The sequence below is a fragment of the Boseongicola sp. genome, assembly GCF_057460485.1.
In genome coordinates this window covers 17,028-28,903 of the sequence record NZ_JBVCWP010000023.1, presented here as the reverse complement: position 1 = coordinate 28,903, position 11,876 = coordinate 17,028, and the positions used below count along the sequence as shown (strand labels likewise).

The 11,876-nt window shown below is 59.2% G+C and carries 10 protein-coding genes; 6 read left to right on the top strand and 4 right to left on the bottom strand.

From position 1 onward, the window contains the following. The 4 genes from AC221Y_RS05415 to proS all read right to left on the bottom strand — a co-directional run. A partial coding sequence (locus AC221Y_RS05415) for an ABC transporter permease (protein ID WP_486706913.1) occupies nt 1–385 on the bottom strand: 385 nt, incomplete at its 3' end. A 112-nt stretch (nt 386–497) separates the two neighbouring features. Next, nucleotides 498–2,030, bottom strand: a complete 1,533-nt coding sequence (locus AC221Y_RS05410; RefSeq protein ID WP_486706912.1) for a trimethylamine methyltransferase family protein — start codon at nt 2,028–2,030, stop codon at nt 498–500. 220 nt (nt 2,031–2,250) lie between these two features. After that, nucleotides 2,251–2,832 (bottom strand): peroxiredoxin, encoded by a 582-nt coding sequence (locus tag AC221Y_RS05405; protein ID WP_486706911.1) that lies wholly within the window; start codon nt 2,830–2,832, stop codon nt 2,251–2,253. Between the two features lie 7 nt (nt 2,833–2,839). After that, nucleotides 2,840–4,240 (bottom strand): proline--tRNA ligase, encoded by a 1,401-nt coding sequence (gene proS, locus AC221Y_RS05400; RefSeq protein WP_486706910.1) that lies wholly within the window; start codon nt 4,238–4,240, stop codon nt 2,840–2,842. Nucleotides 4,241–4,421: 181 nt separating this feature from the next. Here proS and AC221Y_RS05395 point away from each other — a divergent pair, with 181 nt between their 5' ends. The 6 genes from AC221Y_RS05395 to pyrG all read left to right on the top strand — a co-directional run bounded on the left by AC221Y_RS05395 (nt 4,422) and on the right by pyrG (nt 11,826). Then, complete coding sequence (locus AC221Y_RS05395; protein ID WP_299754497.1) at nt 4,422–5,489, top strand: AI-2E family transporter; 1,068 nt, start codon at nt 4,422–4,424, stop codon at nt 5,487–5,489. 4 nt (nt 5,490–5,493) lie between these two features. Then, the gene (locus AC221Y_RS05390) at nt 5,494–6,171 is read left to right on the top strand and encodes an HdaA/DnaA family protein (RefSeq protein WP_299754499.1); all 678 of its coding nucleotides are present in this window, start codon (nt 5,494–5,496) and stop codon (nt 6,169–6,171) included. Between the two features lie 47 nt (nt 6,172–6,218). Continuing rightward, entirely contained in the window at nt 6,219–8,390 is a 2,172-nt protein-coding gene (locus AC221Y_RS05385) for an RNA degradosome polyphosphate kinase (protein ID WP_486706915.1), read from the top strand. 38 nt (nt 8,391–8,428) lie between these two features. Continuing rightward, nucleotides 8,429–9,430 (top strand): serine hydrolase domain-containing protein, encoded by a 1,002-nt coding sequence (locus AC221Y_RS05380; RefSeq protein ID WP_486706914.1) that lies wholly within the window; start codon nt 8,429–8,431, stop codon nt 9,428–9,430. Nucleotides 9,431–9,652: 222 nt separating this feature from the next. Next, nucleotides 9,653–10,021 carry a preprotein translocase subunit SecG gene (gene secG, locus AC221Y_RS05375; RefSeq protein ID WP_299754503.1) on the top strand — a complete coding sequence of 123 codons (369 nt, stop codon included), beginning with the start codon at nt 9,653–9,655 and terminating at the stop codon, nt 10,019–10,021. A gap of 161 nt (nt 10,022–10,182) precedes the next feature. Beyond that, nucleotides 10,183–11,826: a CTP synthase gene (gene pyrG / locus AC221Y_RS05370; RefSeq protein ID WP_299754505.1), complete on the top strand. Its 1,644-nt coding sequence runs from the start codon at nt 10,183–10,185 to the stop codon at nt 11,824–11,826. Nucleotides 11,827–11,876: the final 50 nt, after the last annotated feature.

Genomic DNA, 11,876 nt, shown 5'->3' with positions numbered 1-11,876 from the left:
TTTCCAGCCCGGTGTTTTCATCCCGGTAAACGGCCATAACCTGACCCTTCACCAAAGGGGCAACGCGCGTGACACCTTCAACGGCCGCAAGCCGCGCGGCCACATCATTATAGTCTGCGATAACCCGGCTGACCTGCCCGCTTTCCGAACGAACTGCCTGATTATAGATAGTCACATGGGCGTTCGCGCCAAGGATAGTCGACACAAACTCGTCGCGAAACCCGGCGCGGACGGCAAGCGTGATGATTAACGCCGCCACCGCCAGCATAATACCGATCAGCGAAATCCATGTCATCACGGACACGCCGCCCTCGGCCCGCTTGGCGCGCAGATACCGCCATGCGATCAGGAATTCAAAACGTGAAAAGGGCGCGGGCGTGGCCATGACTGCTCCGATGTTTTGCCCTGTCATGCAAGGCGCGGCGCGCGCGGTCAACTCACTTCCAATTCATCCCGCTCTTCTTGGCAAAAATACTCCGGTGTGCAGCGCGCGCACTTCATAACTTGATCGGAAATCGCGCTCGGATATCAGCGTCCATAACCGGGTCCAAAGCCGCCATTGAAGAGGTCGCCAAAATCATCTCCTTGCGCGCCTTTGCCCCTGCAATCAAATCCGGTTTCTTGTTTTCTTCCCATTCCTTTGGGCTCGTGCGATCCCCATGAAACGGATAGACATAATCCGTCTCCATCCGCGCCAGTGTCTCACCGACCCCAAGATAATGCCCCGGACCGCCCAGACAGACCTCCCGCATCGCTTCGATGGCAAGCGTGTCATCCGTCACTTCGATGCCTTTAAGACATCTTAGCGCCTGCCCGATCAGATCATCGCCAAGGATAAGCGACTCGTGACAAAATCCAAGCAGCGACGCATGCATGCCCGCCGCCTCGTAAACCATGTTTAGCCCCGACAAGCCGGCCATCACATTCGAGCACATCTGCTCCCACCCGGCCTGCATGTCCGGCAGCTTGGAATCCGACGCTCCCGCTGCAGCCCCGCCCGGAAGACCGTAAAACTGATGCATCTGCGCGCAGCCAGCCGTCAAAAGCGCCTGCTCTCCTGACCCGATCGACATCGCGCCTGTCCGCAGGTCAACGACAAACGGCCATGTGCCGAAAATCGCCGGATGCCCGGGCGCAATCGCGTTGACGTACACGATGCCGGCAAGGCACTCTGCGACCGCCTGCACAATGGCTCCGGCCAAGGTCGCAGGTGCCGTCGCTCCGGCCATCCCGGCGCTTAGCAATAAAACCGGCATACCGCCCCGGATACAGGCCTCCATAACCCCGCAGCTTTCGGTCGCAAACTTAAGCGGAGGCACGACGAAGCAATTGGAGTTAGACAGAAAAGGCCGCGCACGGAACGCCTCTTCGCCACCCGCAATTGCATAGGCGAGGTCCAGACAGGCCTGTGCGTTTTCCGGCTCGGTTATAGATGTTCCGACGTGTTTGGTCGTGCCTGTGCAGCACGCGTAGATCGTGTTCAGATCAAGTTCCAGATTATCGGGTAAATCGCGGGCAACCATGGGCCGCTGAAGAAAATGAATATTGTCCAACTGGTCTGCTATTCGCGCGGCGTCATGAAGGTCCTGCAACGTGCTGTGGCGATAGTTTCGCCCATCCGGCTCGACCATATTCACTGCAGCGCCAGCCGTACCATAGTGAACTTTGGTGCCTGACAGGTTCAAGTCGTGCGCGGAATTTCGACCATGCAGCGTTATGTTTCGTGCGGCTTTCGCCAGCATATCTTCGACCAATGCGGGTGAGAATCTCAAGCGTCCGTCGTCGCCCAACCGCGCACCCGCCTGAACCATAACCTCGATACCGGAAGGCGGCGCGTCAGCAAGCCCGATCTCGTCAAGGACTGTTAAAGCAGCTTTATGAATACGTAGCACTTCGGCGTCGCTAAGTGCCTTAAGCGTCCCGCCTTCCATACCGCCTCGAATGGGGCGAACATCTTCGGCCAAGGGCGCTGACCGAAGTGCGTGGCGCGCGACGCGCCCTCCGGATCGGCGGGTCTGTGTTCGTGTCATTTTAGAAATCCTGCGAAAAAGGGAAAGGTTAATCGAGCGGCACTCAGTCGCTCGGACGCCCTCTCGCAGCACGGCCGCGATCCGCACCAATCGTGCGGCTGACTAGTACAATTTGCCATTGTTCGCCCATGACAAAACCTCTCCCTGTTAAGGAAAGGCTACGCCGCCGGTGGGTGTAATCTGTCACAATCGCGCCACGGAAAATGTCGCAAATAGAACGCTATCGACCGCGCAGCCATGCCAAAACGTCGTCCGCGTTCTGATCGGGCGGAAACACCGGGTAAAAGGTTTTGACGATCACCCCGGCCTCGATCACCCAGGCCATCCGCTTGAGAAATTTCCGCCCTTCGACCTGCAGTACCGGCAGGTTCAGCGCCGCAGCTAAAGCGCCATCTGCATCCGACAGAACCGGAAACGGCAGGTGCAAACGCGTTGCCATTTCGCGTTGATAGTCCGTATCCTGGGTCGACAATCCAAACACATGGCCGACACCCAGCGCCTGCAATTCACCAAAATGATCGCGGAAGGAACACGACTGTGGCGTGCACCCCCGCGCGCCCGGAATGCCATCCCAACCGTCCGGCAATACGCCGTTTGGCTGCCCTGTCATCGGATAGATATAAATAACAACTCGTCCCGCGACATCCGCCAAAGACACGGCCCCGCCATCGGTCGACGCCAAGGCCACATCTGGCACTTTCGCTCCTGTCAGGTGGTCTGCCGCGCCGTCGTCTTCCGGCGCCGGTATCAACGACCAGTCCGGAGCCCCGGTTCCTGCGCCAGTAAACGGTTGGTTTGACATTTCGCCTTCAAATCCAGGTGTGGAACGACCGCTTTTCCATCGGCTGCACCATTGCCGCCCGCACTTCGACACAATGCGGCGCATAAATCTCGGCGACTTTTTCGACGGCCATCTCGGGCGCCATTTCCTCGCTGACGCCGGTGCGACGGTTTGTCAGTTCGACCACGCCGTTCTTCAAACCGCGCGGGCCGACGGTGATCCGCCAAGGCAACCCGATCAGATCCATCGTCGCAAACTTCGCGCCTGCGCGCTCGTCCCGGTCGTCGTACAAAGGCTCCATCCCATGTGCGACCAACGACTTATACAGCGCCTCGGACGCCTTGTCCGTCGCCTCGTCACCTTGCCGCAAATTCACAATCCCACAATGGAACGGCGTCACGCCCTCGGGCCAGATAATCCCGTTATCATCATGCGATGCCTCTATAATCGCGCCGAGTAGGCGGCTCACACCTATGCCATGTGACCCCATGTGAACCGGCACAGGCTTGCCATCGGGGCCCTGAACCGTCGCGCCCATCGCTTCGGAATACTTCGTGCCGAAATAGAAGATTTGCCCCACTTCGATCCCACGCGCCGACTGTCGGCGATCTTGCGGAACCTTGGCAAACGCCGCCTCATCGTGGGTTTCGTCCGTGCGGGCATAACGCGAGGTGAACTCCTGCAGCACGGCCTCGCAAGCCGCGTGATCGTCGTAGTCAATCTCGCGGTCACCGAACGACAATTCAGTGATCTCGCTGTCGTAGAAAACCTCCGACTCGCCCGTCTCGGCCAGTACCAGAAACTCGTGCGTATAATCCCCGCCGATAGGTCCACCGTCTGCGCGCATAGGAATAGCCTGCAGACCCATCCGCTCGTAGGTGCGCAGATAAGACACCAGATGGCGGTTGTACGCGTGCAGCGCGTCCTCTTTCGTCAGATCGAAATTGTAGCCGTCCTTCATCAAAAATTCGCGCCCGCGCATCACCCCAAACCGCGGCCTCACCTCATCGCGAAATTTCCACTGAATATGATAAAGCGTCAGCGGCAAGTCTTTGTAACTGCTCACAGACGACCGAAAAATATCAGTTATCAATTCCTCATTCGTCGGCCCGAACAGCATATCGCGTCCGTGGCGATCAGAAATCCGCAGCATTTCCTGGCCGTAGTCATCATACCGCCCGCTTTCACGCCACAGATCCGCCGATTGTATCGTCGGCATCAGCATCGGCACGTGACCGGCGCGCACCTGTTCTTCGTGCACTATTTTTTCGATGTTTTGCAAAACTTTGTAGCCCAGCGGCAGCCAGGAATAGATGCCAGCACTTGCCTGCTTGATCATGCCAGCCCGCAACATCAGCCGGTGGCTGACGATCTGCGCCTCGCTGGGTGTTTCCTTCAAAATGGGCAGAAAATAACGACTTAGACGCATCTTTTATGGACCTTCTTGGACGATTTCGCACCAAAGTCGTCTAGGCCATCGCCGCCGCCCTCGCAAGCCATACCCCATGCGCATGACGCCCGCGCGGCTGCCCGACAAAGCCAAAACCACCCCCTTGCGCCCTTTGCGCTGACTTGCGACACCTGACACTACCACAAACCAAGGACACGATATGGCCCTGCCCATCCGGCAACAGCTGAAATACTGGGGGATCGCAGCGGCGGTCTTCTTCGTCGTTCTTTGGGTCCTTGGGGACGTCATCTTGCCCTTCGTCCTTGGAGCGGCCATCGCTTATTTCCTTGATCCCGTCGCCGACCGGCTAGAAGCCTTGGGCTGTTCGCGCGCCATTGCCACGGCGATCATCACCATCTCGGCGCTGATGATTTTTGTGGTTCTCGCCCTTCTCGTGATTCCGACGCTGGTCTCTCAGACCGCGCAATTGATCTCGACCGCGCCTGATATGGCTTCGCGCCTGCAAGCGGTCCTGACCGAACGTTTCCCCGACCTTGGCGACGCCAATTCAACGATCCGCAGGTCGCTGTCGTCTATCGCCGAAACAATTCAGTCGCGCGGCGGCGAGGTTCTGAACACCGTCCTCAGCTCGTTCTCGGGCGTGTTGAACGCCATTGTGATCTTCGTGATCGTGCCGGTCGTGGCGTTTTACATGTTGTATGACTGGGACAATATGGTCGCCAAAGTCGACAACCTTCTGCCGCGCGATCACGCGCCGACGATCCGCAAGCTGGCTTCGGAAATCGACCGCGCCCTGGCGGGATTCATCCGTGGCCAAGGCACTGTTTGTCTGATCCTTGGCGCTTATTATGCCATTGCCCTTATGGCCGTGGGTCTTAACTTCGGATTGGTCGTTGGGTTTGTTGCGGGTGCGCTGACCTTCATTCCTTACGTCGGAGCGCTTGTCGGCGGCGTTCTCGCGCTTGGCCTTGCACTATTTCAATTCTGGGGCGACTGGATTTGGATCATCCTTGTCTGGGCAATCTTCCAATCCGGGCAATTTGTCGAAGGCAATATCCTGACACCGCGCCTTGTCGGCCAATCCGTCGGCCTGCACCCGGTCTGGCTCATCTTTGCGCTGTCTGCGTTTGGTGCGCTTTTTGGCTTTGTCGGTCTTCTTGTCGCCGTCCCCGTCGCCGCCTCCATCGGCGTTGTCACCCGCTTTGCGATCTCACGCTATCGGTCCTCCCTTCTCTACAAAGGGATCGAAGAGCAAGAAGACCCCTGACCTAATGGCCGAGCAGTTGATCTTTGATCTGCCCAAGCGCACAGCACTTGGACGCGGCGACTTCTTCGTCTCGTCGGCCAACGTGCTGGCCGTCACTCGCCTTGATGACACCGAAACGTGGCCAAACACCAAACTCGCTCTCACAGGCCCCGAAGGCGCGGGCAAATCCCACCTTGCCCATGACTGGTCAAAGGCCAACCACGGCCATGTGATGCTGACGGCCGATCTGCCGAGCGCCGATATCCCCGGCATCGCTACTGCGCTTGCCGTCGAAATCCCCGACGCGCCGATGCCGCGCGCCGAAGAAGAGGCCCTCTTCCACCTCCACAACCACATGATTGCGCAAAACCTGCCGCTTCTTTTGATTGCTCGCACGCCGCCTGCGCGCTGGACGATCACCCTTCCCGATCTCAAAAGCCGGATGCAGGCAACGGATGTCGTCCAAATTGAGGCCCCCGACGAAGCGCTTTTGTCGGCCATGCTTGTAAAGCTTTTCACCGACCGCCAGCTGCAGATCGACCCAAACCTGATCCCCTGGCTTGTCACGCACTCCGAACGCTCGTTCGCCGCTATCAATCGACTTGTGGTAGCCCTCGACGCCGAAGCACTTGCCCAAAAACGCGCTATTACGCGTCCTTTGGCCCGGCGCGTGCTGGACAAATTGGACGAAGAAAGGCGATAACCGTCATTGTGTCGTCAAATTTGCCCGTTAGGCCGCGTTTCATGGCTATGAATACCGATTTCCTCAGTGCTGATTTTCCCGCCTCCGTAAGTGTCGAAGGCGTTGACGATCAAAGCCCGAACCGCTTCTTCAACCGCGAACTGTCTTGGCTTGCGTTCAATTGGCGTGTGCTGGAAGAAGCCGAAAACCACCGCGTACCGCTGCTTGAGCGTCTGCGTTTTCTGTCAATTTCGGCGACCAACTTGGACGAATTCTATACCGTCCGCGTCGCAGGCCTGCGCGAGCTGGCCCATGCGGGAAACACAACGCCCGCTGCTGATGGTCTGACACCGTCCGAGCAGCTTGTTTTGATCAACGAAAACGCGCGCAACCTTCTTAATCGCCAGCAAGACGTCTGGAGCAGCCTGAAGTCTGAACTCACGGCCGCAGGTATCGAACTTTTGTCGCGCGACGACCTCAGCAATTCCGACAAACTACACTGCGAGCAAACCTTCCTTTCGCAGGTGTTCCCGATCTTGTCGCCGCTGGCGATCGACCCGGCACATCCGTTTCCGTTTATCCCGAACGCTGGGTATTCGCTTGCCTTGCAACTGGAACGCAAGTTCGACAAACGCCCCCTGCGCGCGCTTTTGCCAATCCCGCATCAGGTCGACCGCTTCGTCGCGATGCCATCGGAAGACGGCTCTCGCCGCTTCCTGCCGCTTGAAGAACTGCTGCTTTTGCACATCGACAGCCTGTTTCCCGGATACAAGATCAACGGCAACTGTGCCTTCCGCGTCCTGCGTGACAGCGACCTTGAAGTTGAAGACGAAGCCGAAGACCTTGTGCGCGAGTTTGAAGTCGCCTTGAAACGCCGCAAACGCGGTGAAGTCGTGCGCCTGACGATTTCGCCCGACGCCCCCAAAGCCTTGCGCGCCATCATCACCGAAGAACTCGGCGTCACTGAAGAGGAAACCGTTGAGCTTGGCGGCCTGATCGGGCTCGCCGACCTCAGGGAACTGGTCCTTGATGATCGCCCAGACCTTCTCTGGCCGTCCTTCACCCCCCGCGTGCCCGAACGCGTGCAGGACCACGACGGCGATATGTTCGCCGCTATACGCCAAAAGGACATGCTGCTGCACCACCCATATGAAACCTTCGACATGGTGGTGCGATTCCTGAAGCAGGCGGCGATGGATCCAGACGTCGTGGCGATCAAACAGACGCTTTATCGCACATCGCACAACAGCCCCATCGTCTCAGCACTTTGTGAGGCGGCAGAAGAAGGCAAGTCCGTCACAGCCCTTGTGGAACTCAAAGCCCGCTTTGACGAAGCCGCCAACATCCGCCAGTCACGTACGCTGGAACGCGCAGGCGCGCATGTGGTCTACGGATTTCTGAACTACAAAACCCACGCCAAGATCTCGACCGTGGTGCGCCGCGAAGCTGGAGAACTGGTGACCTACACCCATTTCGGAACCGGCAACTACCACCCGATCACGGCCAAAATTTACACCGATCTCAGCCTGTTCACCTGCGACGCCGCCCTCGGGAGCGATGCCACAAAGGTCTTCAATTACCTCTCAGGCTACGCGCAGCCCGAAGGCATGCAGAACCTGTCGATCTCGCCGATCTCGCTGAAAAATACTCTGCTTGAACGCATCGCTGAAGAGGCCGAATTCGCACTTGCAGGCAAACCCGCCGAGATCTGGGCCAAGATGAACTCGGTCGTCGACCCCGATGTGATCGACGCGCTTTACATTGCAAGTCAGGCTGGTGTGAAAATCAACCTGGTGATCCGCGGTATCTGCGGTTTGCGCCCGGGCATCAAAGGCCTGTCGGAAAACATCCGCGTGAAATCCATCGTCGGCCGCTTTCTTGAACATTCGCGCATCGTCTGCTTCGGTGCAGGCTACGGACTGCCGCACAAAAGGGCACGGGTCTATATCTCGTCTGCCGACTGGATGGGCCGCAACCTGAACCGTCGGGTTGAAACGCTGGTCGAGGCCACAAACCCCACGGTCAAGGCGCAGATTGTCCGCCAGATCATGGCCGCCAACCTTGCCGACGTGGCCCAAAGCTGGATCCTGTCGCCCGACGGTTCCTTCCACCGTCCAAGCCCACCCGACGGCGAAACCGCGTTCAACTGCCACCGCTTCTTTATGGAGAACCCGTCGCTCTCAGGTCGCGGCTCGGCAGGCGCCTCGGACGTGCCCGAACTGACACACAGCGACGACTGACCCCTTTTCGCGCGCCCCGCGTGCCCCATATCAATCCCATGACTTTGTCCCGCCGCGCCCTTCTTGCCACCGCCACCGCCAGCGCCCTTCTGCCGCGCCACCTTGCCGCTCAAACTGCCCAGTTTGACGCAGCGCTCGACCGCGCCCGCGGCCTAGAGCAGCTCCACAGCCTGATCATCCTGCAAAACGGAGAGGTTCAGATCGCGGAACGCCTGCGCGGCCCGGCCCTCGACCGGCCGGCAAATATTAAATCCGTCTCCAAAACCATCGTGGCGACGCTTACCGGCATCGCCATCGACAAAGGTGTGATCGCCAACGTCACCGCAACCATCGCCAACCTTGCCCCTGACCTGTTCCCACGCTCGGCCGACCCCCGCGCCGCAGACATCACGGTCGAAGACCTGGTGACCTTGCGCGCCGGGCTTGAGCGCACCTCAGGCCCTAACTATGGCCAATGGGTCTCCAGCCCGAACTGGGTCGCCGACGCCCTTGGCCGCCCGATCATCGCCGAGCCCGGAACAACCATGCTCTATTCCACCGGCTCAACCCATATCCTCGGCGCGGTGCTGGCGCGCGCCACCGGCAAAACCCTCCTCACACTGGCGCGCGAATGGCTTGGTGCGCCGCTTAGCATCGACATCCCCGCCTGGACCCGCGACCGGCAGGGTTTCTACCTCGGCGGCAACGAAATGGCCCTCAGTCCGCGCGCGATGGCCCGCTTCGGTGATATGATCCGACAGGGCGGCACATGGAACGGCACCCGCGTTGTCAGCCAATCCTGGATCGACCGATCGTTTGTCCCCGTCACACGGTCCCCGTGGTCCGGTCTCGGCTATGGCTACGGATGGTTCATCGGCAAGGCCTCTGGCCACGCCTATGCCCTTGCGCGCGGTTACGGAGGCCAGATCATCGCCGTGGTTCCCGATCTTGCCCTTTCCATCGCCATCACCTCGGACCCGACACGCCCCGCTCGATCAGGTGGCTATTTCGGCGAACTTCAGCGGCTTATCGAACAGGATATAATCAGCGAGCTGGTCTGAGAACGACTGCGCCCGGCGCCACGGTGATGGCCCCACATGCCCTGCGCGCGCCCGAAAGCTCTCCGGCCCCCAACCTTCTTTGGATCCAGAATATCCCAAGGTGAGGCTCGCTTAGCCCGAGGGACAAAGCCCCCACTCACGATCCCATCGCCACCCCTTGCGCGAAGCGACTCTGTCGAATACATACCCTGCGACCCACAATACCCGATCCGAAAGCTCCCCATGGAAAACGTCGTTCTCATCATCCACCTGATCCTCGCGCTCTCGCTTATCGGCGTGGTGCTTCTTCAGCGTTCGGAAGGCGGGGGTCTTGGCATGGGCGGTGGTGGCGGTGGCGGTGTGGTCAACACCCGCAGCGCGGGAACGGCCCTTGGTAAAGTCACATGGATGCTCGCGATTGCCTTTATCGCCACGTCGCTTACCCTGACGATTTTCGCAGCGCAAAACTCCGCCTCTGGTTCGGTCCTTGACCGCATCGGTGCGGGTCGCGGCGCTGTTTCCGAGGTTCCGCTGTTGCCATCGGGCGACGCCCTTCTGCCTCCGTCAACGGGCGAAACAGGCGGCGCACTTGATCTTCCAAGCGCCGACTAACCACAAGACCTTGGAAATAGTCCTGATCTGGCCCCAGATATTGGGGTCAGACGCTTGGCAAACGTTCCCGAATCCTTTAAGGCTCAACCCCCGTGATGCTGCACATTCGCGACCACCGAACGGCAGCCTCAAGCAGGACATCACGGAGAGGATCCCGAGACATGGCAAGGTATATATTCGTCACTGGTGGCGTTGTGTCGTCACTTGGAAAAGGCCTTGCCTCAGCAGCACTTGGCGCGCTTTTGCAGGCGCGCGGCTACTCGGTACGGCTTCGCAAACTTGACCCCTACCTCAACGTCGACCCCGGAACGATGTCCCCGTTCGAGCACGGCGAGGTCTTCGTCACGGACGACGGCGCGGAAACCGATCTTGATCTCGGCCACTACGAGCGCTTTACCGGCGTCGCCGCGCGAAACACCGATTCAGTATCGTCGGGTCGCATCTATTCCACCGTCCTCGAAAAAGAACGCCGCGGCGATTATCTGGGCAAAACCATTCAGGTCATCCCCCACGTCACCAACGAGATTAAAGACTTCCTCCACGTGGGCGAAGATGAAGTTGACTTCATGCTTTGCGAAATCGGCGGCACCGTCGGCGACATCGAAGGGCTGCCCTTTTTCGAGGCCATCCGCCAATTCTCTCAGGACAAAGAACGCGGCCAGTGCATCTTCATGCACCTGACGCTTCTGCCCTATCTCAAAGCATCGGGTGAGTTAAAAACCAAACCGACCCAGCACTCGGTCAAGGAACTCCGCTCGATCGGCCTTCAGCCTGACGTCCTTGTCTGCCGCTCCGAACACGAGATCCCAGAAAAAGAGCGTGAGAAAATCGCTCTGTTCTGCAACGTCCGCCCCGAAAGTGTGATCCCCGCCTACGACCTCAAATCCATCTACGAAGCCCCGCTGGCCTACCACGGTGTCGGCCTCGATCAGGCCGTCCTTGACGCCTTCCAGATTGCGCCCGCCCCCAAGCCAAAGCTTGAACGCTGGCTCGACGTCAAGGACCGCATCGACAAGGCCGAAGGCGAGATAAAAGTCGCCATCGTCGGCAAATACACCCAGCTTGAAGACGCCTACAAATCCATCGCCGAGGCCCTCACCCACGGTGGCATGGCCAACCGCACCCGCGTGAAAGCCGAATGGATCGACGCCGAAATATTCGAACGCGAAGACCCTGGCCCCTGGCTTGAAGGCTTCCACGCCATCCTCGTGCCCGGCGGCTTCGGCGAACGCGGCACCGAAGGAAAAATCCGCGCGGCGGAATTCGCCCGCACCCGTAAAATTCCCTACCTTGGCATCTGCCTCGGCATGCAAATGGCCGTCATCGAGGCCGCCCGCAACGTCGCCGGACTTGAAACCGCCGGCTCCGAGGAATTCGACCACGAAGCCGGGAAAAAACGTTTCGAGCCAGTTGTTTACCACCTGAAGGAATGGGTACAGGGTAACCACATCTCCCGCCGCAAAGTCGATGACGACAAAGGCGGCACCATGCGCCTTGGCGCCTACACGGCCAACCTCACGCCGGGCTCAAAAGTGGCGCAGATCTACGGCGCAACCGTCATCGAAGAACGCCACCGCCACCGCTATGAAGTCGACACCAAATATCGCGAGCAGCTTGAAAAAGTCGGCCTCATCTTCTCCGGCATGTCCCCTGATGGACGCCTGCCGGAAATCGTCGAATGGAAAGACCACCCGTGGTTTATCGGCGTACAGTTCCACCCCGAGCTGAAGTCAAAACCCTTCGCCCCGCATCCCTTGTTTGAAGGGTTCGTAAAGGCGGCGATCGAGATCTCGCGACTTGTCTAAGGACTGGATCAAATTGCGCTGATCGGGCGCACCCGAACGCGCTGCGTGAA

What these genes read in the sequence shown, in the direction of transcription:
- AC221Y_RS05410 (WP_486706912.1), bottom strand. Translation starts at nt 2,030, where the DNA reads ATGACACGAACACAGACCCGCCGATCCGGAGGGCGCGTCGCGCGCCAC.
- AC221Y_RS05405 (WP_486706911.1), bottom strand. Translation starts at nt 2,832, where the DNA reads ATGTCAAACCAACCGTTTACTGGCGCAGGAACCGGGGCTCCGGACTGG.
- proS (WP_486706910.1), bottom strand. Translation starts at nt 4,240, where the DNA reads ATGCGTCTAAGTCGTTATTTTCTGCCCATTTTGAAGGAAACACCCAGC.
- AC221Y_RS05395 (WP_299754497.1), top strand. Translation starts at nt 4,422, where the DNA reads ATGGCCCTGCCCATCCGGCAACAGCTGAAATACTGGGGGATCGCAGCG.
- AC221Y_RS05390 (WP_299754499.1), top strand. Translation starts at nt 5,494, where the DNA reads ATGGCCGAGCAGTTGATCTTTGATCTGCCCAAGCGCACAGCACTTGGA.
- AC221Y_RS05385 (WP_486706915.1), top strand. Translation starts at nt 6,219, where the DNA reads ATGAATACCGATTTCCTCAGTGCTGATTTTCCCGCCTCCGTAAGTGTC.
- AC221Y_RS05380 (WP_486706914.1), top strand. Translation starts at nt 8,429, where the DNA reads ATGACTTTGTCCCGCCGCGCCCTTCTTGCCACCGCCACCGCCAGCGCC.
- secG (WP_299754503.1), top strand. Translation starts at nt 9,653, where the DNA reads ATGGAAAACGTCGTTCTCATCATCCACCTGATCCTCGCGCTCTCGCTT.
- pyrG (WP_299754505.1), top strand. Translation starts at nt 10,183, where the DNA reads ATGGCAAGGTATATATTCGTCACTGGTGGCGTTGTGTCGTCACTTGGA.